The sequence below is a fragment of the Acidovorax soli genome (assembly GCF_900107605.1).
In the GTDB taxonomy this organism is placed as follows: Bacteria; Pseudomonadota; Gammaproteobacteria; order Burkholderiales; family Burkholderiaceae_C; genus Acidovorax; species Acidovorax soli.
Genome location: NZ_FNQJ01000048.1, coordinates 1 through 18,937, shown reverse-complemented (window position 1 = coordinate 18,937; position 18,937 = coordinate 1). Strand labels below are relative to the sequence as shown.

Sequence of the window (18,937 nt, the reverse complement as noted above, 5' to 3'; positions counted from 1 at the left end):
GAAAGTCAATGAAATCAACGATCTACCAACACCACCTCCGCGCCAGTGCTAGCTTTTCGTACCGTCACTTATTGCACTGAAAACGAGGAGACCCCTGGTATGGCAACTTAGTGTTGGGTGAGGCCTATGGCGCGGGAGAGTTTCTGCAAGTTGAGAGCTACAAGAATTTAAGGCGATGGGCTAATGAAGTTCTTCAACGCCCTGCCGTCCAGCGTGGTCGAAAGGTCAACCGTACTTGGGGCAAGCTTTCAGATCAACTACACGAACGTCACGATGCAACGGACTTTGACCTCAAAACTCAAGACAAACTGGCACCTCCAAGTACCACTTGAAACGTGTGTGCTAAATGAACAAAAACCATGCTTCTAGATACCCCAATCTGTGATTTTGGCTGGCTGCTCCGGACTTCACTCTTAAGGCCCCCGATGGCTGGCGTTACCCCATAACGGTAGACAATTTCTATAGTATGAGTTGGAGTGAGTAGCACTTTGTACAGATCGATTTATGCAGCTTGCTTTTGGTCATCGACCGTGTAATAAAACGTGCAATGACTGAGAAAAATTGGCCTAAATAATGAGCTAAGTTTTAACCAGAGAACCTCTGATTAACAGAAAAACAGGCTCGTCAAAATCCCATATGAATCAATGACTTATTGGTGTTTTTGATAAACGTGTAATATTTCGTGCAATTGGGTCAAAAGTTGTGTTTCGCAACTTTTCCAAGGTTTAGTGCACTTTTGCTACGTTTGTGAGCCATCTTACTTCCCAAACGTTACACGTTACGAATAGCAAGCGAACTAAAACCTGTGGAAGTTCAAAGCTACATGGGAGGGGCGTCCAGATTCTGGACGGTTCAGCATTGAGTTGATCAACTTATTGGAGTTGAATAAGCAGGTCAATTTCCAGCGCAGGAGTAGATTTTGCAATTGGCGCTTTAAACAAGCAGGGGAAAAGTTAGACGCTTTGCTTAGTGCGCGAATCAAAAAAATTTTTTTGAGACCATGCACTGACATCGAACTGTGACAGCCCTAATTATTCGAGCTCAATTTTTAAAGTCGAACTGTTGTAGACCAGTAGCCTATAAAATTAAAAACGTGGAATTTACAGTGCGATTGAATTTGCTTTAGCTATGAAAACTTTAAATTGGTGACATAAATTTTCAATGTATTTACTTCAATCATGGGGGGACACCCTACATTTGATAGTCGAGTTGTTAGCGACCGCTGCATTTGCGTTGTCTGGACTGATGAAAGCTGCGGGTAAAAAGCTCGATGCGGTGGGCATTTGTGTTGTGGCTTTTCTGGCAGCTTTTGGAGGTGGCACCTTGCGCGACTTGCTGCTTGATCAACGCCCGTTTTTTTGGGTGCAACATACCGAAATGCTTTGGGGCGTATTGGCCTTGTGCGTATTTGCTATGGTCTTCATGCGACAGCGGCATTTTGAAGTAACTGAAAGAACAATACTCTGGCCCGACGCGCTGGGCTTGGGACTATTTACTGCGACGGGAGTTCACCTCGCCTTGCAGTCACTCATGCCGCCAGTAGTCGCCGTCTTAATGGGCCTGATCACGGGTGTTTTTGGTGGTGTGCTGCGTGACATGGTTTGCAATGAAATTCCCACGGCTTTCAAAGACCACCGCCCCTACGCGGTGTGTTCTTTTGCTGGTGGCTGGACTTACGTGGTCCTTTGGACATTAGATGCTCCAGACTGGATGGCCTTACTGGGGTGCTTATTTGTTACTGTGTGCCTTCGCGCACTGGCACTGTGGCGCAACTGGCAACTGCCGGCTTGGCGGGCTTGAATGTTAAAAAACTATAACCAATGATGAGGTTGTTTAATTTTTTAGAAAATCACCAACTAAGTTAAGAAAAAAAGCAGTAGAGAGCCGCAAGACCCCTACTGCTTATTATTTTGAACTCTAAATGTTGCCAGCAGCAACTGCATGCAAGTTCATTGAATATCCTGATTTCTTTGCTGCAGCTTTGACGATGGTGTCTGACACCAGCTCAGCTGTCACGGCTGATAACGTCCAACCCAAGTGCCCATGCCCGGTGTTGTAAAAAACATTGGGAGTTCTACCTTGACCCACCCGAGGCATCATGTTGGGCATCATAGGGCGCAAGCCTGCCCAAGGCACTACAGAGCGTGTGTTAACGCGGGGAAAACATTGTTCCACCCATTCAATCAATGGGCGGATGCGGTCTGCGCGAATGTCACGGTTCACGCCATTGAATTCGGCAGTGCCTGCAACGCGGAAACGGTTGAGGCCTAAGCGGCTGGTGACCAACTTGGTTTCGTCATCCAGTAAGCTCACGGTGGGGGCACCCAATTGACTTTCTTCATCGTTCAAGTTGACGGTGATGGAGTAGCCTTTGACGGGGTAGATGTTCACGCGATCGCCTAGCTGAGCTGCAAAGTCACGGCTGCCCACTCCTGCACACACCACCACGCTATCAAAGGTATGCAGGCTTGGGGTGGCGTCTTGTTGTGTCACGGTGATGACAGCTTGTTGGCCATCGCTTTGAATCGACGTCACATCTTGACCATACAGCGTGTGCACGCCGAGTCGTGATGCCGCATTTGCTAGTCCATTGGTGAATTTGTGAATGTCTCCCGTGGAATCGCTCTCAGTGAAGTAGCCACCGTAGTAGGTGCCTGCCAATGTCGGCTCGATGGCTTTCATTTCAGCTGGGGTCACGGCATAGCGAGGTAGGCCCCCCTTGGCCAGCATGACTGACACTTTGCCTGCATGGTCGAACCCTTTTTTGTCACGGTAAATGTGCAGGATGCCTTCCTTCTTCAGGTCGAAATCAATGCCTTCTTCCTGCGCCCAAGTAAACAAGTGTTTGCGGGCTGCGACTGCTAAGCGAGCTGTCTCAACCGTGTTGCGCTCGTAATGGGGCATCGCAGCAATGAACTCTGCAAACCAGGAGAGTTTGTGCCACGTAGGTGCTGGGTTGACCAGCAGCGGCGCATCACTTTTGAGCATCCACTTTAGCCCTTTGAGGATGGTGGACCAATGCGTCCAAACTTCTGCATTAGATGCAGAGAGTTGCCCTCCGTTTGCGAATGATGTTTCCATCGCAGCATAGCGATGGCGTTCAAACAAGGTAACGGAAAAGCCGCGTTTTGCCAAGGCATAAGCTGTTGTGACGCCCGTGATGCCGCCGCCAATAACTGCGATTGTTTTCATAGTGAATGAGCTTTCAAAAACGTCAAAGTGTTGAGCACCAACAAGCCCTGTGCATGGCTGGTGCACCCCCTCTGTTTAGAACCTGAGAGATTCGTGGTCCATCGTGTTCAATGCAACCACTTGCTCCTGCGGTGTGCCGGGTGACTAAGACCAGCAACTCTTCAGAGATATCAACGATTCAAACCGGTCCTTTTGCCTGAGAGTTTCCGGGGTGGTTGCTCCTTCGGCGTCGCGATTTAACGCGATCTCTCCCGATCTGAATTTCATAAAAAAACTACGCCAGAAAGCGCTCAGTCAACGCGACCCAGAACGCAGCACCCACAGGTATGTTGCGGTCTTCAAAATCGTAATTGGGGTTGTGCACCATGCAGGCCCCGTGACCTCCGTTAGTTGCATCGCCATTCCCGATGAATAGATAGCTGCCTGGCACTTTGTCGAGCATGTAGGCGAAGTCTTCACTGGCGGTGAGCGGTTCAGTTTGGAGCACCACGTTATCTGCGCCTACCAACGCCACCGCCACTTCGCGGGCTATTCCCGTCTCAATAGGGGTATTGACCAGCACCGGGTAACCGGGCAAAAACTCGACTTTTGCGGTCACGCCAAAACTTTTCGCCTGTAACTCAACGAGCTCCACAATGCGATTGCGCAACAACTCTCGCACATCCCGATCCAGCGCCCGTACGCTAAGCTTTAACGTGGCGTTTTGGGGGATGACGTTGTTGACCACACCCGACTGAAAAGAGCCGACCGTGATCACGGCCATGTGCAGTGGGGGTACGTTGCGTGAAACGATGGTTTGTAGCGCCATGACAATTGCCGAACCCGCAACGACCGGGTCAGCACTCTGGTGCGGCATGGCACCATGGCCGCCTTTACCTTCAATGTGCACCAGAATGTTTTCGCTGGACGCCATGGTTGCGCCTTCGCGCAATAACAACTGACCTGGCCGAAAGCCCGGCAGGTTGTGCATGGCAAAGATTGCGTCGCAGGGGAAGCGGTCAAACAGGCCGTCTTCAATCATCTTGCGCGCCCCCCCAAGCTTTCTTCAGCGGGCTGAAAGATCAAATTCAGCGTGCCATCAAACGTGGTGGACTTTGCAATATGTTCGGCCGCAGCCAGCAGCATTGCGGTGTGTCCGTCGTGGCCGCAGGCATGCATCAAACCCGCATGGCAACTGGCATGGGGCAGCCTCAGTCCTGATCGGTGTGCGTTTGCAGCCAGGCAAGTGGCGGCATGCCGACGCGGTGGGTGAAAGCGCGGGTAAGCGCTACAGCGCTGGCGTAACCCACCATGGGCGCAATGGACTTGAGCGGCTTGCCTCGTTTGAGCAAACCCTTGACTACTGTGATGCGCCAGGCCGTGAGGTAGTCGAGCGCGGTCAGGCCCGACACCTCTCGAAAGTGATTGGCAAAGCGTGCGCGCGACATGCCTGCGGTTTCGGCCAACGATTCCAGCGTCCATGCATGGCCGGGCCGGTCGTGCATGGACGTGACCGCTTTGGACAAACGTGGGTCGCCCAGCGCCGCCAGGATGCCGGTGGTGACCGATGAAATGTCAAGCAGGTGGCGCAGCAACAAGATGAGCAGGTATTCCATCAACAGGTCCAGCGCAGCTTGCCGACCACACTTTTCGTCAAAGGCTTCCTGGAACAACAGGTCCAACGCGGGTGAAAGACTGGACGACTGGTTCAGCGGAATCACCAGCACCTCGGGCATGGCAGAGATCAGCGCGCCTCGGGCCTCGTCGCCCAGATCGACAGACGCACACACCAGGTCAACACCGTCGGCGCTATCGGGCACCAGCCGGTGGGCAGAACTCTGCGGGAAAAACAACAAACTGGGCTCTTCAACCCTGCTGGCGCGCCCATGCCGGTCGATCACGCTCATGGTGCCCCTGCGCATCAAATGCACATGGCCCACATGAGCTTCGGCCTCAAAGGCGGAGATCTGGCACAGGTTGCCCGAATAGAACACGCGTGCGCTGGGCACCGAGCGGGCAAACAAAGGTGAAAGTCGGTCCATGGCGGCGCTTGATACTTTGGGTATGCTTTCTTGTGCTTTCAGTGATTATACGTATCGCACAATTCACTGGTGCATGTCGCACAGCCATTCAAAACGAGAGTTTCACCATGACACGTATCGCACCTGTATCACTTGCCCAAGCCGACGCCACCACCCAAGCCACCCTCAACGGCGTCAAGGCCAAGCTCGGCATGGTACCCAACCTGTTTGCCACCTTCGCCCAGGCTCCAGCCGCCCTGAACGGCTACCTGGCTTTCTCCGACGCACTGAGCAAAGGCCGCTTGAGCGCCGCCCAGCGCGAGTTGATCGCATTGGCCGTGGGCCAAACCAACGCTTGCCAGTACTGCTTGTCTGCACACACCCTGATCGGTAAAGGTGCTGGTTTGTCGGAAGCAGCCATCCGCGCAGCCCGAAGCGGCACCGCCGAAGGCGAACAAGACAAGGCCTTGGTTGAGCTGGCCATCAAAATCGTCCGTCAGCGTGGCGTGTTGGCCGACAGCGATCTGGCCGATGCCGCAGCAGCGGGTGTGGACCATGGCCTGGTCATCGAAGTCACCGCCAACGTGGCCCTCAACGTGTTGACCAACTACACCAACCACATTGCCGACACCGACGTCGACTTCCCAGCCGTGCCAGTCGCCCTGTAAAGCCCAGCCTCGCTGACAAGCGGGGAACGCCAACGGCCACCTCCTGGTGGTCGTTGGCGCAGGTGGCCGTGTTGCTCCTGTTGGCACACAGATGGCCTTCACTCCTGCGGCCAAGCTCGCCCTCATTGACGGCAACAACTTCTACGTCTCCTGCGAACGCGTCTTCCAGCCCTGGCTGCAAGGCCCTGGGCATCAAGTTGTGCGCGCCTTATTCCAGCTGCGCGAGTCATCCATCTCCTCGCTCATCCCCACCATGCCCCAAGGCAAACCAGCGGGCGTGCCCTGCGTGCAACTTGACGAACAAATGCGCTGCAAAGTTTTTGGGCAACCCGAACGGCCCGCGATGTGTGGGCAACTGCAAGCGTCGGTGGAGATGTGTGGGGATGTGGCCGATGGCGGGGTGCACGCCCGGGCTTGGCTGATGCGGCTGGAGGAATTGACGCGGCCGGGGTGAGTGCGGCCTCATCGTTGGCAGCCCTTTACGCCCAGTCACCAACAAGTCATCCCCCCGCCCCGCTTGCCGCTAAGCTGAATCCCTTTTGCTGACCTGCGGAGCACAGCCATGGCGTTTGAGATTCCTTCCTTAAAAGATAGCGTTCACCCCGATGAATGGCAGCTGCGGCTGGGCTTGGCCGCGTGTTACCGGCTGGTGGCGCTGTATGGCTGGAGCGATCTGGTGTTCACCCACATCAGTGGCGTTACCCCATAACGGTAGACAATTTCTATAGTATGAGTTGGAGTGAGTAGCACTTTGTACAGATCGATTTATGCAGCTTGCTTTTGGTCATCGACCGTGTAATAAAACGTGCAATGACTGAGAAAAATTGGTCTAAATAATGAGCTAAGTTTTAACCAGAGAACCTCTGATTAACAGAAAGCCAGGCTCGTCAAAAATCCATATAAATCAATAATTTATAGGCAAAAACGATAAACGTGTAATAAACCGTGTAATAAGCCAAAAGTTACATAATGTAACTTTTCTGAGGTTTAAAGCACTTTTGATGTGTCCTATAGCATTTTACTCGGCAAATGATGAGCCAATCAAAAGGCAATCAAACTAGGAGCCAAGGGAAATCAAGGTTTGGTGCAGTAGTGAGACGAAAGTAGGGTGCATTGATCGAGTTCAATTTCGGGAGTCGAACTCAACGAAATGAGAAGCATACGAAGTGAAAACCGTGGAATTGACTGTGCGATTGCTCGCACTTCATATGCTGCTCATTAATTTCTTGTCTGATCAACTTACTTTGCTTGCCGTAAATCTGCCGAACCGATGTATTCTTTGAACTGCTTGCACCAAATTAGCACACTCGTTACGTCTTCTGGGTTTTGCGTTGGCAGGAGATAGAAAGCGGCACCATTAGGCTTTTTAAGCCGGCTAACTTCAATTTGTTGAACGCTAAATTCATCGTTGTCCTTGATGGCAGATTTGCTACTGATGTAGACATGGTAGTCAGGGCCTGGGCTGGATCTAAAGTTCTCGCTTGATTGCAAAAATAATTGATTTCCTACCTTTATGACAGACCACTCGCCAGAGGAGTTGTGGATTAAATCCTGCCCCTTTGCTGTTTTGTCAATCTGTCCTCGTTTGATGAGTTCGCCTTCGATTTTTTGGTGATCGTCAAATCGCACTCTTAGGTCTTGAGCATGACCACGAATTGCATCTAGCAGCTGTGCATTTGCATTTGGCACTGTGCAAAGAAGTATGAAACTTAAAAGTAGATGAAATTTCATAGCAATGATTACTCCGCTAGCTCCAACGAGTGAAGGACTGACTTGAGATCTGGCCCGGAATAATGCGGGCGAGGTGTCAAAGCCTCAAACGGCAAACCTTGTCGATTGACCCAGTGCGTTGTAAAGCCAAACCAAGTAGCACCTAGTGCATCCCATGCATTGCTTGATACGAACAGAATTTCATCTTTGTTTACGGGAATCGTCTGTTGCACAAGTCCATAGCTTTCGGGCGATGTCTTGAAAAGGCGTATTGAATCTACTGATATGACTTGATCTAAGACATCTTCCATGCCCGCGCTCTTGACAGCTGATGCCAGCATGTCCACGCTGCCATTAGAGAGGATGGCAGTCGTAACACCACTAGCTTTGATTTTCTGAAGGACTGCCAAATTTTCAGTAAACGGGGTCAGGTGAGCGTATTGCTGCATCAGTTTTTCTACCTGATCCGATTCACGATTTAGTTTCAGTCTGTCTAGGGTGTACTCCAATGACAGGCGTGTCAGCTCCCAAAATGGACGGAAGTATTGACTGCCAGATGTGTTGTGCGGATCAGACTGCGTAATCAACCTTGTGTACTCAATTTGCTTGTCGCGCCACTTCACCGCAATGTCAGCCCCATGGCTTGGGTAGAGCTCTTCAGCTAATACTTGGATGGAGTAAACATCAAACAATGTGCCGTAAGCATCAAAAACAACTGCTTTTATAGTCATGAAAATTTCCTAGTTGGGAATCAAACTACTGTCTTTGCATCTTGACCAAACAAAATGGATTTGGCGTTCTGGTCCACAGTAGGCGCGGTATTGATCGACTTTGCGATGTCATAGGCCTTTTGTGTTGCCGGACGACTTCCAATCCGTTCAAACCATGAAGATAGGTAGGGGAACTGGCTCATGTCTTGTCGTTGGCGTTCGTGTGGGACAACCCATGGATAGGAGGCCATGTCGGCAATAGAGTACTCACCGCAAATGTATTCGCGACCATCTGATAGATGCTTATTCAGCACGCCATACAAGCGTGATGTTTCTTTGACATAACGATCAATGGCATACGGCAGTTGCTCTGGTGCGTACTGGACAAAGTGATGGTTCTGACCAGCCATTGGGCCTAGACCACCCATTTGCCAGAAAAGCCATTGCAGGCATTCATTTCTTCCACGTAAGTCCTGAGGGATAAATTGTTTCGTCTTGTCTGCCAAGTACAAAAGAATGGCACCCGATTCAAAAATGGCAATGGGTTCGCTTCCACCAACAGGTGTGTGATCTACGATGGCCGGTATGCGATTGTTGGGCGCAATTTTCAAAAAATCAGGAACGAATTGTTCGCCTTTGCTGATATTGATTGGTTTGATGTTGTAGTCAAGACCTGACTCTTCCAAGAACATCGTGACCTTGTGGCCGTTAGGTGTGGTCCAGTAATAAAAATCAACCATGCCTCACACTCCAGAGGCTTTCAGGCGCTCGTTAGATGGGAACAGCTTTTTGCGTGCGTCTTCATCCATTTCGGTTTTGAAAGCAAACTTGGTCTTCAAGGCTTCTGCTCGTTGCGCCGCAGGACGTGCGTTGATTTCATCAAGCAAGCGTTTAACGTGCGGCAGTTTTTCCCAAGCATCAGCACCCAATACAAAGGGGACGACGCGAGCCCAGCCCCATACCGACATGTCCACTATTGAGTAATCATTGCCCATCATGTACGGCTGATGTGCCAAGTGGTCGTTGATGAGGTTCCAATGACGCCATGCTTCAAAGTCATAGCGGTTCACTGCGTATTCTTTGGGCTCTGGAGCGAAGTGCTTGAAGTGGACAGCCTGACCACAGTAAGGGCCAATACCTGTGGCTACAAACATCAGCCATGAATACATCTCAGCTTTGTTCTTTGGCGTCCCTACAGGCACAAACTTGCCAATCTTTTCGCCCAAATAAAGCAACATCGCATTGCTATCAAAAACTCGAATGTCGTCGTCAAGCATGGCTGGCGTCTTCGCGTTCGGGTTGATGACCTTAAAGCTATCTGAGTGCTGTTCGCCTTTACGTGTGTCGACAGGAATGAGCTCATAGGGCTCTCCTGTCTCTTCAAGGTACAGGGCAATCTTTAAAGGGTTGGGCGAAGGATGGAAATAAAACTTGATCAAGATGAACTCCTTTTTGCTTATGAATGAAAAACTTAAATGAATGCCAGCCAAATCCCGAGTGGCAGAAAAGCCAGACTCAGTAAATGTCCAACGATGACTGTGGAAGCCACCTTGTTAGGCTCCACCTGAAATTTGTCTGCAAGCATGAAATTGAAGACTGCCGATGGCAAGCATGCAAAAAGGATCAATGCCCCACGCTCTAGTCCTTCCAATGGAATGAACCAAAGGGCCAAAAGTACAGCAGCAAGCCTGATGATCAAAATAAGCACGCCTGAGCGAACACCTACCCATGCGTCCGCCACTTGACTGCTGGCAAGTCTTGCTCCGAGTGACATCAACATCATCGGGACCAGTACACTGCCAATCATGGTGCAGGATGTTTGAACCCACTTCGGAAGTGTTATCTGCAATTGAGAACTAGCAACACCCAATACGGTTGACCAAACAAGTGGGTTGGCATAAACCATCCGCCAGTCAACTTTGCCGCTCATCACGCCAGCACCAAGCGTGAAATGCAGGATATTAGAAATCACCAACAAAACGACCGCGGGAGCCATGCCCTCGGGTCCATAGGCAAGTGCAATCAAGGGAATGCCAATTGGACCAACATTAGTGAACATGGCACACGGCAAAAATGCTTGCACTGATGCGCCTGAGAATTTTGCGAATGGCCAAGCGATCAGGCCAGTCAGAAGAATCAACACGATCGATGCCCCAGTGAAAGACATGGCAGAAATGGGATCGAATGATTTAGCGGACAACGAGATAAAAATCAAAATAGGCAGTGCGATGTCCACCACCAGTTTGTTGGCTCCCCCTAGGTCCGGTTTGACGCGTCGGCTGTAGAGAAAACCAACCAGCACAAGGGTAAAAATTGGCAGCGTGATGGATGCGATTTTTGAAAACATGTGCCCTCACTTGTTACGTGAAAAACTAGAACAGATTGCAGTATCCTGCACTTGGTGCAACAATTCGTACATATAAATTTGCAATTCGTACAAATGGACGCTCCGCGCTTAGATCGACTCACCGCCTTGCTTGAGGGACTTAGTCCGAAAGTAACCTTGGCAACTAAGCCAGACGGGTTTTCGCTGCACATCATCAAGACGGGGACATCTGATCATCCAACCGACAGTTTCTCGGGTATTCAGCAGGACGCCTTGTCATTGTTGGTTTGCCCTGCGGCGAGCTATTTTGAGAATCTTCTGCAAGCAGATCAGCAGTGCTGCATGAGCTTTGATGTTGTCTTTGATGGGCCAATGGGGCCTAGCTTCTTAGCGGAGCAATCTAAGCCAATCTCAATCGTCATGAAGGATGCTGATCCATCGTTGGTGCAAGTCATGATGCTGATTGCAAACGAAATGCAGGCCAGTCGTTGTGGACAACCCTTCTTCATGAATCGGGCAGGCGATATTTTGTTGGTTAGCTTGATGCGACACCTGACTTCTCGACCACAACAATCCACAGGGTTGTTTCAGGCTTTGTCAGATCCGCGGATTGCTAAAAGTTTGGTAGCGATGCATTCCAAGCCAGCCCATCCTTGGACCTTGGAAAGTTTGGCTAACTTGGCTGGAATGTCGCGAACATCATTTGCCAATTACTTCAAGGAAGTGATGCAGGTATCACCAGGAAAGTATTTAGAAAACTTGAGGTTAGCTATTGCGCGGCAATTGGTTGACACCGGTATCGGGTTGAAGCAAATTGCAACGCGAACTGGTTATTCCAGCCCATCAACATTATCTAGGGCGCTGGGTCGCGTTGCTTAGATGACAAATTGGCGTTACCCCCAAACAGCATAAGCCACAAGGGCTTTGTTGCACAAACCAGCCCCATTGCACTGGTAACCTCGGCGCATGAATGAACCCCAAGGGCCTAAGACCCGCTACAAGACCACCAACTGGGCTGCGTACAACGCCGCACTCAAGGTCAGAGGGGCGCTGACGATCTGGCTGGACAAAGACATGCAGTGGTACGCACCTGCCAGTGGCAAACGGGGTCGCCAGCAGACGTTCACGGATGCGGCCATCCAGTTTTGCCTGAGCATCAAGTGCCTGTTTGGCTTGGCACTGCGCCAGAGCCTGGGACTGATTCAGAGCCTGCTGCGTCTGGCGGGGCTGAATTGGCGGGTTCCCGATTTCAGCACCATCAGTCGCCGTCAGAGGACGCTGCAGGTGCAGCTTCCTTACCAGCGCAGCGCCACAGCGCTGGATTTGCTGGTGGACAGTACGGGCATCAAGTTCCTGGGTGAAGGGGAATGGAAACGCAAGAAGCACGGAGCCGAATATCGGCGGCAATGGCGCAAGGTGCACCTGGGCATTGATGCCCACACGCTGGAGATTCGGGCCATTGAAGTCACAGACAACAGCGTGGGCGATGCTCCCATGCTGCCCGAACTGTTGGCCCAGATACCGCTCGATGAGCCGGTGGCAAGTGTCGGTGGGGATGGAGCCTACGACACAAAGGGGTGCCACGCGGCGATAGCGCAAAGAGGTGCGCAGGCGGTGATTCCCCCGCGCAAGAATGCAAGGCCTTGGAGACAAACGCTGGAGGGAGCGGGCGGGCGCAACGAAGCCCTGCGAGCTTGCCAAAGGCTGGGGCGCCGTATCTGGAAGAAGTGGAGCGGTTATCACCGAAGAAGCCTGGTGGAAACCAAGATGCATTGCTTCAAGCGCTTGGGCGAGCGGGTGATGGCGCGAACGTTTGAGCGCCAGGTCACAGAACTGCATGTGCGGGTGGCTTTGCTCAACCGCTTCACACAACTTGGGCGCCCGGCAACGGTGCCTGTGCCTGCTGTGGCGTAGCTGCGTCTGGGGCTGGGGTTATCTCGGCTCGCTTCTGGTTTGTGCAACAAAGCCAGCCACAAGAATCCAATGGTGCCCGCTGTCACAGATGCCAGCAATATGGCAATCTTTGATGCATTGATCAATTCAGCCTCACCAGTGAAGGCCAGATTGGTGATAAAAATTGACATTGTGAAGCCTATGCCGCCCAGAAGTCCTGCGCCAAATACATTGACGCCATAGGAGCCGGTCAGGTCATAAAACGATTGGCCATCCAAGTCGGTCACATGCACACCAGCGGCTGATTGCAAGAACGAACCCACCTTCAAATGCGCTTGCACCAAGGGGCTGAACTGAAAGGGCACACGGTAAGCCGCAATGAACTGCATGTCCGTGATGTCTTCACGGGCCGTTGCACTGGCCTGGATGCTCAAGGGGTGACGCGCTTTGAGGACCTCGGAAATTTTAAAAAATGCTTGGCGGCGCAGATTTTGTATTTCGAGGGGCGCGTGGCTTTGTTGCACAAGTCGGAAGGCAGACGAGATTACCCCAGCCCCAGACGCAGCTATGCCATGGCACCCACGGGCACCGTGCTCGGGCGCCCGAGTTGCGTGAAACGGTTGAGCAGAGCCACACGCACATGCAACTCCACCACCTGCCGCTCAAACGTGCGCGCCATCACCCGTTGGCCCAGGCGTTTGAAGCAGTGCATCTTGGTCTCCACCAGACTTCTGCGGTGATAGCCGCTCCACTTTTTCCAGATGCTGCGCCCCAATCTGTCACAGGCTCGCAGCGCTTCGTTGCGCGCATGCGCTCCCACCAGGGTCGCCTTCCACGTCTGGGCGTTCTTGCGCGGGGGGATCACCGCCTGCGCATTTCGCTGGGCAATCGCCGCATGGCACGCCTTGGTGTCGTAGGCACCGTCCCCACTGACGCTGGCAATCGGCTCATCGGGTGGTATCTGCTCCAGCAACTCGAGCAGCATGGGCGCATCGCCCACGCTGTTGTCGGTCACCTCGATGGCCCGGATCTCCAACGTGTGGGCATCAATACCCAGGTGCACCTTGCGCCACTGGCGCCGGTACTCGGCACCGTGCTTCTTGCGTTTCCATTCGCCTTCGCCAAGGAACTGAATGCCGGTGCTGTCCACCAGCAGTTCCAGTGCGGTGGTACTGGCTCGGTAGGGCAGTTGTACCTGCAAAGTCTTCTGGCGTCGGCACACGGTGCTGTAGTCGGGCACCCGCCAGTCCAGGCCTGCCAGACGCAGCAGGCTTTCAACCATGCCCAGGCTTTGACGCAGGGCCAGACCGAACAGGCACTTGATGCCCAGACAGAACTGGATGGCTGCGTTGGAGAAGATGTGCTGGCGCCCGCGTTTGCCGCTGGATGGGGCGTACCACTGCATGCCTTTGTCCAGCCAGATTGTCAGCTGCGTATTCCACGCCATGGCGGACACGATTCCATGCTGATGGCGGACAGTGTTCCAGCGTGATGGCGGACACCGTTCCACGCTGAAGGCGGACAGCATTCCAAATTGATGGCGGACACCTGCGGGGTGTTCTGAGTGACCCGAACACGGCATACGCTGCCCGGCTTTTGACCGGAACCAGCGATGCCCACACCCAGGGTCACCATGAGCAAGATACGACACACACTGCAACTGCTGCACGGCGGGACATTGAGCACCCGCCAAATCGGCGCGGCGCTTGGCATCTCCAAATCCACCGTCAGCGAAATCGCCAGCTACGCGCGCGTGGCCGGCGTGGACTGGGCGCTGGCCCAGACCTTGAGCGACGAAGAACTGCAGGCCCGGCTCTACAAGCCACCGGTAGCGCGAGCATCGCGCCACCTGGAGCCCGACTGCGCCCACATCCACTGCGAACTGCGTCGCCCCGGTGTCACCCTGCAACTGCTGTGGGAGGAATACCAGCAGCAACACGCCGGCCAAGCCTACAAGTACAGCGCCTTCTGCGAGAAGTACCAAGCCTGGTCGCGACGATTGAAGCGTTCGATGCGCCAGACCCACGAAGCCGGCGACAAACTCTTTGTGGACTACGCCGGCCAGACGGTGCCCATCGTGGACGCCAGCACCGGCGAGATAACGCAGGCTCAGGTCTTCGTGGCGGTGCTCGGGGCCTCGAACTACACCTATGCCTGCGCCACCGCCAGCCAGAAGGCCACCGACTGGGTGGCCAGCATCGTTAGCGCGTTGGAGTTCATCGGCGGCGTGCCCCGCCTGCTGGTGCCCGACCAGCCGCGCGCCTTGATGGCCCGCCCTGACCGCTACGAGCCCACCTCACACCGCTTGCTCGAAGAGCTCTCAGTGCATTACGGCCTGCCCGTCATGCCCGCGCGCCCGGCCAAACCCCGCGACAAGCCCAAGGTGGAGGTCGGCGTGCAGGTGGTCGAGCGCTGGATTCTGGCCAGGCTGCGCCATCAGACCTTCTTCAGCCTGGCCGCCCTGAACCGGGCGATTGCCACCTTGCTGGTGGACTTGAACCAGCGAGCCTTCAAGAAGCTGCCCGGCGACCGCGCCAGCGCCTTTGCCGAACTCGACCGACCAGCCCTGCGCCCGTTGCCGGCGGCTCGCATGGTCATCGCCCGCTTCAAGCCCGCCCGCGTCAATATCGACTACCACGTCGAGCTCGATGGCCACTACTACTCGGTGCCCCACGCCCTGGTGGGCGAGGTGGTGGAGCTGCGCATCACGGCCACCGCCGTCGAAGTCCTGCACGGCAACAAGCGGGTGGCCGCCCACGCGCTCAGTGGGCGAAAGGGCGCACACACCACCACGCCTGAGCACATGCCGGCCTCACACCGGGCGCACCTGCAGTGGACGCCGGCCAAGCTCATCGCCTGGGGCGAGCGAATGGGTGCAGCCACCGCGGCCGTGGTGCGCTGGCAGATGGAGCACCGCCAGCATCCCGAGCAGGGCTACCGCTCCTGCCTGGGCCTCATGCGCCTGGGGCGTGAGTACGGAGCGCAGCGGCTGGAGGCAGCCTGTGCCCGTGCGCAGTCGATTCGCTCACCGTCCTACAAGAGCATCGCCTCCATCCTGAGCTGTGGTCTGGACCAGCGTCCGCTGGAGGCCCCCATCCCCATGCAGGCGAGCCTGCCGCTGCACGAGAACGTGCGCGGGCCGGGCTACTACCACTGAGCAGCACCACTGAGAAGCCGCACACACCACCCCACACCGAAGCGAAACAGAGAAAGAACAACCATGCTCAACGAACACACCTTGAACCAACTGCGCGCCCTGCGCCTGGACGGCATGGTGGCCGCCCTGAACGATGCCGCCACCCACATCTCCGCCAGCGAGTTGCCCTTTGAACAACGCTTGGCCCTGCTGGTGCAGCGCGAGGTGGACTGGCGCGACAGCAAGCGACTGGAGCGCCTGTTGAAAGCCGCCCGCCTGAAGGTCTCCAGCGCGTGTCTGGAGGACATCGACTGGCGGGGCAGCCGGGGCCTGAGCCGCGAAGTCATCGCCAGTCTGTCCGGCGGGGACTGGCTGCGCCATGGTCACAACGTCTTGCTCACCGGCGCCACCGGTTGCGGCAAGACGTGGCTGGCGTGTGCGCTGGGGCAACAGGCGGCACGACTGGGTTTCTCGGTGCTCTATGCCCGCGCACCGAGGTTGCTGGAGGAGCTGCATGTGGCCCATGGCGATGGTAGCTTTGGCAAGCGGCTGGCGCAACTGGCCCGGCTGGACCTGCTCATCCTGGATGACTTCGGCATTGCGCCGATTGCCGCGCATGAGCGAAACGATTTGCTCGAACTCCTGGACGACCGGGTGGGAACGCGCTCAACGCTCATCACCAGCCAGTTGCCGGTGACGGCCTGGCACGCCTGGTTGGACGAGCCCACGCTGGCCGATGCCATCCTGGACCGCATCGTGCACGGGTCCCACAAGATAGCCCTCAAGGGGGAATCGATGCGCAAGCTGTCCAAGGCCGCCTGAGCATCCAGCCCAACCGCCATTCCACGCTGATGGCGGACACTTCGGCTACGATTTGGCCGTCACTCAGGACACCGGCGCAGCGTGTCCGCCATCGCATGGAACGCTGTCCGCGATGGGAATGGAATCACTGTCCGCCATCAGTGGAATGCGCAGTCAGCGACCCTCGGGCTTTGAGCGCGGCGTTGTACTCTGCCCAGTTGGTGGTCTTGTAGCGGGCCTTGGACCCCTTCGGTTCACTCATGTCTCGAGGCTACCAGCTCAGCGGACTGGCTTTGTGCAACAAAGCCCAGCCGAACTGGAAAGGGAGGCTGAGCTGCTCAGTGATCACTTTATCCGTTGGCTGATTTACGCCGGCATGTTCGCTACAGGCACTGAACGACAACGCAGATGGTATGGTCTGTGCGTTCTGACTCGTCAAGGATCGGCCAATGGATCGTTTGTCTAATTTGCTCTCGCGGTTCGGCGTGCGGGCCAATCTGTTCTATGACGGCGACCTATGCGGCTCTGCATCTTACGATGGCGCCGAGCGGCGAGGTTATATCCATCTGCTTCAGGCCGGCAGCGTGACGTTGCTTGGTCCCGATCGCAAGGATTTGCAGCTCACTCGCCCTAGCTTGATTTTTATGCCACGCCCCGCCAAGCATCAATTGTTTGCGGGTGAGTCCGATGGCGCAAAGTTGTTGTGTGCTTCCATGGAGTTTGAGGGCGGAATTGATAATCCTTTGTCGGCTTCATTACCGGACTGTTTGGTGCTCGCACTCGATGATCTGCCCATGCTGGCAGACACGTTGGAGTGGATGTTCGCCGAGGCGGCAAATGTGCATTGTGGAAGGGAAGCCGCGCTTGAGCGCTTATTTGAGCTCCTAATCATTCTGTTGCTCCGTTACCTGCTCGATCATCACCAGTTGCGCACCGGAATGATGGCTGGACTGGCCGACATGCGGCTTGCCCGATCGCTTTTACAGATGCACAACTCCCCGGAACATGCCTGGTCAATAGCAGAGCTGGCCAGTGAGTCAAATATGTCACGCGCTGCGTATGCCGTGCATTTCAAGAGTGTCATCGGACAGACGCCTGCTGATTATTTGTTGAGTTGGCGAGTTAGCCTGGCTCAGAAGCTGATGCGAGAAGGGCGCTCGATTACGCTGATTGCAGCTCAAGTCGGCTACGAAAGTCCTTCGGCGCTGTCTCGCGCATTTAGACGCAAGACGGGGTTGAGCCCTCGTGACTGGTTGAAAGATCTGGCGGGGGAAAATGACGGCAAAAAGGCCTAAGGCATTACTGCCTTAAGCCATTGAAAAAATTATGCATTAATTTTACGTTTTTCCAGTTCAACCAGCGAATGGCCTGCCACAAATATCGAAACAGCAAGCAACCCTAAGTCTTTAAGCAGAAACTGACCTGGCGCAACGGAAATCGCCGGAAACCCTAAACTAGGCTCAATGACGCCCGGAGTGGAAAACATAAAGCTAAGGGTTGTGAAGAACAGGCCTGCAGACAGAGCGCCTCCTACCACGGATAGTTTGGGTGACAGCATGCGGCCTGCGATCAGAGTGCCGATCGAAATCTCTAGTATGCCGAGCAGGCTGGAGAACATGTCGACCGAAAAAATGCTATACACCCATCCCAAAAGCGGGCTGTTGCTCACCAGTGGAACCAGGCCCTCGGCCTCGTAGTGGGTAAATTTCATGCCGCCGAACCAGAAGTAAATAATAGCGAGAGCCAAGTACGCGCCATAGATACCTAGCCCCATAGTTTTGGTTCCAAGCGTTAAGTGGGCCTGTACGCTGGACTTCGAGTTTTCAATGCCTATGGTTTTCATGTCTGAGCTTCCAGTAGTGAGTGAGAGTGTGTTGGCTGCCGAACGCCGTATGCGTTGGCGATGAGATGATTATGGCTGGCATCTCTAATCAAGAGGCATCAGAAAGTATTGATTTCAGTGCAGATCGTCTTGGGCGGTGCAATTCGCGATGAAGGGATCGCCGTGGAGAGCGATGAGTGCACTATTTCGATAAAGGAGTCGTTTTACATAGGTCGATGAAGCGCGTTGCGGCATCGCCTACTGTCATTTCTCAAATCTGACTATGGGGCTTGGGGCGAAGGGCGGCACTGACTAGGCTTAGAACAGCTACCAACTAGCCGCGCGGCCGCGATGCACAAAGAATGGTAACTGAGCCGTGAGTGCGGTGGGCGCCCGCATTTATTTCCAAACCCTACAGATACATCGATCTTCGACTTCAACCGGGCAGATAGCTGTTGCAGCAAGCCTATCAATCGACTTTGACGTGTTAAAGAGGATAGGTTTTCCAGGGTTGGGGAACAGCATGCCCTGCAGAACGACACACGTCACTTTTGTTAAATTAATAAGTTAGCTACCTATTGGGCAACGGATAGGCGTTTTAACCGCATGAGGCCAAGTATCGCACCGCGGAAGCGCCATCAAGCCGGCTGAGACACTCGATTTTCCCGCCCAGGTGTCA

At 54.3% G+C, this 18,937-nt stretch carries 17 protein-coding genes, 3 pseudogenes and 2 riboswitches; of the genes and pseudogenes, 9 read left to right on the top strand and 11 right to left on the bottom strand.

The features are described from left to right. Nucleotides 1-1,161 precede the first annotated feature (1,161 nt). Nucleotides 1,162-1,800, top strand: a complete 639-nt coding sequence (locus BLW02_RS18310) for a trimeric intracellular cation channel family protein (RefSeq protein WP_092701314.1) — start codon at nt 1,162-1,164, stop codon at nt 1,798-1,800. Nucleotides 1,801-1,917: 117 nt separating this feature from the next. Here the strand turns inward: BLW02_RS18310 and BLW02_RS18305 are convergent, their stop codons facing one another. From BLW02_RS18305 to BLW02_RS18295, 3 genes and pseudogenes are all read right to left on the bottom strand, one after another. Beyond that, a complete protein-coding gene (locus tag BLW02_RS18305; RefSeq protein ID WP_044398507.1) occupies nt 1,918-3,192 on the bottom strand; it encodes a D-amino acid dehydrogenase in 1,275 nt (424 codons plus the stop codon). 61 nt (nt 3,193-3,253) lie between these two features. Beyond that, nucleotides 3,254-3,366, bottom strand: a riboswitch (glycine riboswitch). Continuing rightward, nucleotides 3,367-3,456: riboswitch (glycine riboswitch) on the bottom strand. Nucleotides 3,457-3,466: 10 nt separating this feature from the next. Beyond that, a pseudogene (locus tag BLW02_RS18300) lies at nt 3,467-4,380 on the bottom strand (amidohydrolase); the annotation flags it as partial. A gap of 2 nt (nt 4,381-4,382) precedes the next feature. Then, nucleotides 4,383-5,213: an AraC family transcriptional regulator gene (locus BLW02_RS18295; protein ID WP_044398509.1), complete on the bottom strand. Its 831-nt coding sequence runs from the start codon at nt 5,211-5,213 to the stop codon at nt 4,383-4,385. Between the two features lie 107 nt (nt 5,214-5,320). Between BLW02_RS18295 and BLW02_RS18290 the strand changes: the two genes are divergently transcribed. The 3 genes and pseudogenes from BLW02_RS18290 to BLW02_RS18280 form a co-directional block, all read left to right on the top strand. After that, entirely contained in the window at nt 5,321-5,860 is a 540-nt protein-coding gene (locus BLW02_RS18290) for a carboxymuconolactone decarboxylase family protein (protein ID WP_044398511.1), read from the top strand. Between the two features lie 199 nt (nt 5,861-6,059). Beyond that, a complete protein-coding gene (locus tag BLW02_RS18285) occupies nt 6,060-6,314 on the top strand; it encodes a hypothetical protein (RefSeq protein WP_052521058.1) in 255 nt (84 codons plus the stop codon). 108 nt (nt 6,315-6,422) lie between these two features. Beyond that, nucleotides 6,423-6,566: pseudogene (locus BLW02_RS18280) on the top strand (class II aldolase/adducin family protein); the annotation flags it as partial. A 533-nt stretch (nt 6,567-7,099) separates the two neighbouring features. On the opposite strand, the gene BLW02_RS18275 reads toward BLW02_RS18280, so the two are convergent. Genes BLW02_RS18275 through BLW02_RS18255 form a run of 5 tightly spaced genes read right to left on the bottom strand, consistent with a single transcriptional unit; the run spans nt 7,100 to nt 10,627 of the window. After that, complete coding sequence (locus BLW02_RS18275) at nt 7,100-7,591, bottom strand: DM13 domain-containing protein (protein ID WP_081770863.1); 492 nt, start codon at nt 7,589-7,591, stop codon at nt 7,100-7,102. A gap of 8 nt (nt 7,592-7,599) precedes the next feature. Beyond that, a complete protein-coding gene (locus tag BLW02_RS18270; protein WP_092701311.1) occupies nt 7,600-8,301 on the bottom strand; it encodes a haloacid dehalogenase type II in 702 nt (233 codons plus the stop codon). A gap of 20 nt (nt 8,302-8,321) precedes the next feature. Then, nucleotides 8,322-9,020, bottom strand: a complete 699-nt coding sequence (locus BLW02_RS18265) for a glutathione S-transferase N-terminal domain-containing protein (protein ID WP_044398515.1) — start codon at nt 9,018-9,020, stop codon at nt 8,322-8,324. 3 nt (nt 9,021-9,023) lie between these two features. After that, nucleotides 9,024-9,719: a glutathione S-transferase family protein gene (locus BLW02_RS18260; RefSeq protein ID WP_043387357.1), complete on the bottom strand. Its 696-nt coding sequence runs from the start codon at nt 9,717-9,719 to the stop codon at nt 9,024-9,026. A gap of 32 nt (nt 9,720-9,751) precedes the next feature. Beyond that, nucleotides 9,752-10,627, bottom strand: a complete 876-nt coding sequence (locus BLW02_RS18255) for an AEC family transporter (protein WP_092701308.1) — start codon at nt 10,625-10,627, stop codon at nt 9,752-9,754. A 93-nt stretch (nt 10,628-10,720) separates the two neighbouring features. Here BLW02_RS18255 and BLW02_RS18250 point away from each other — a divergent pair, with 93 nt between their 5' ends. After that, complete coding sequence (locus tag BLW02_RS18250) at nt 10,721-11,485, top strand: helix-turn-helix domain-containing protein (RefSeq protein ID WP_084601294.1); 765 nt, start codon at nt 10,721-10,723, stop codon at nt 11,483-11,485. 87 nt (nt 11,486-11,572) lie between these two features. After that, the gene (locus BLW02_RS18245) at nt 11,573-12,520 is read left to right on the top strand and encodes an IS5-like element ISAte1 family transposase (RefSeq protein ID WP_044398522.1); all 948 of its coding nucleotides are present in this window, start codon (nt 11,573-11,575) and stop codon (nt 12,518-12,520) included. 65 nt (nt 12,521-12,585) lie between these two features. Here BLW02_RS18245 and BLW02_RS20345 read toward each other — a convergent pair. Then, nucleotides 12,586-12,888 (bottom strand): annotated as a pseudogene (locus tag BLW02_RS20345) (Na+/H+ antiporter NhaA); the annotation flags it as partial. 176 nt (nt 12,889-13,064) lie between these two features. Next, complete coding sequence (locus tag BLW02_RS18235) at nt 13,065-13,946, bottom strand: IS5 family transposase (RefSeq protein ID WP_139285412.1); 882 nt, start codon at nt 13,944-13,946, stop codon at nt 13,065-13,067. A gap of 165 nt (nt 13,947-14,111) precedes the next feature. Between BLW02_RS18235 and istA the strand changes: the two genes are divergently transcribed. From istA to BLW02_RS18220, 3 genes are all read left to right on the top strand, one after another. Then, nucleotides 14,112-15,656, top strand: a complete 1,545-nt coding sequence (gene istA, locus BLW02_RS18230) for an IS21 family transposase (protein WP_092701305.1) — start codon at nt 14,112-14,114, stop codon at nt 15,654-15,656. Nucleotides 15,657-15,719: 63 nt separating this feature from the next. Further along, nucleotides 15,720-16,457, top strand: a complete 738-nt coding sequence (gene istB, locus BLW02_RS18225; protein WP_092701302.1) for an IS21-like element helper ATPase IstB — start codon at nt 15,720-15,722, stop codon at nt 16,455-16,457. A 428-nt stretch (nt 16,458-16,885) separates the two neighbouring features. Then, nucleotides 16,886-17,731, top strand: coding sequence for an AraC family transcriptional regulator (locus BLW02_RS18220; protein WP_003464995.1), 846 nt, complete (start codon nt 16,886-16,888; stop codon nt 17,729-17,731). A gap of 29 nt (nt 17,732-17,760) precedes the next feature. On the opposite strand, the gene BLW02_RS18215 is transcribed toward BLW02_RS18220, so the two are convergent. After that, on the bottom strand, nt 17,761-18,279 hold the full coding sequence (locus BLW02_RS18215) for a YkgB family protein (RefSeq protein ID WP_003464991.1): 519 nt from the start codon (nt 18,277-18,279) through the stop codon (nt 17,761-17,763). Between the last annotated feature and the right edge of the window lie 658 nt (nt 18,280-18,937).

What these genes read in the sequence shown, in the direction of transcription:
- BLW02_RS18275 (WP_081770863.1), bottom strand. Translation starts at nt 7,591, where the DNA reads ATGAAATTTCATCTACTTTTAAGTTTCATACTTCTTTGCACAGTGCCA.
- istA (WP_092701305.1), top strand. Translation starts at nt 14,112, where the DNA reads ATGCCCACACCCAGGGTCACCATGAGCAAGATACGACACACACTGCAA.
- BLW02_RS18265 (WP_044398515.1), bottom strand. Translation starts at nt 9,020, where the DNA reads ATGGTTGATTTTTATTACTGGACCACACCTAACGGCCACAAGGTCACG.
- BLW02_RS18295 (WP_044398509.1), bottom strand. Translation starts at nt 5,213, where the DNA reads ATGGACCGACTTTCACCTTTGTTTGCCCGCTCGGTGCCCAGCGCACGC.
- BLW02_RS18310 (WP_092701314.1), top strand. Translation starts at nt 1,162, where the DNA reads ATGTATTTACTTCAATCATGGGGGGACACCCTACATTTGATAGTCGAG.
- istB (WP_092701302.1), top strand. Translation starts at nt 15,720, where the DNA reads ATGCTCAACGAACACACCTTGAACCAACTGCGCGCCCTGCGCCTGGAC.
- BLW02_RS18255 (WP_092701308.1), bottom strand. Translation starts at nt 10,627, where the DNA reads ATGTTTTCAAAAATCGCATCCATCACGCTGCCAATTTTTACCCTTGTG.
- BLW02_RS18215 (WP_003464991.1), bottom strand. Translation starts at nt 18,279, where the DNA reads ATGAAAACCATAGGCATTGAAAACTCGAAGTCCAGCGTACAGGCCCAC.
- BLW02_RS18220 (WP_003464995.1), top strand. Translation starts at nt 16,886, where the DNA reads ATGGATCGTTTGTCTAATTTGCTCTCGCGGTTCGGCGTGCGGGCCAAT.
- BLW02_RS18250 (WP_084601294.1), top strand. Translation starts at nt 10,721, where the DNA reads ATGGACGCTCCGCGCTTAGATCGACTCACCGCCTTGCTTGAGGGACTT.
- BLW02_RS18245 (WP_044398522.1), top strand. Translation starts at nt 11,573, where the DNA reads ATGAATGAACCCCAAGGGCCTAAGACCCGCTACAAGACCACCAACTGG.
- BLW02_RS18290 (WP_044398511.1), top strand. Translation starts at nt 5,321, where the DNA reads ATGACACGTATCGCACCTGTATCACTTGCCCAAGCCGACGCCACCACC.
- BLW02_RS18270 (WP_092701311.1), bottom strand. Translation starts at nt 8,301, where the DNA reads ATGACTATAAAAGCAGTTGTTTTTGATGCTTACGGCACATTGTTTGAT.
- BLW02_RS18305 (WP_044398507.1), bottom strand. Translation starts at nt 3,192, where the DNA reads ATGAAAACAATCGCAGTTATTGGCGGCGGCATCACGGGCGTCACAACA.
- BLW02_RS18235 (WP_139285412.1), bottom strand. Translation starts at nt 13,946, where the DNA reads ATGGCGTGGAATACGCAGCTGACAATCTGGCTGGACAAAGGCATGCAG.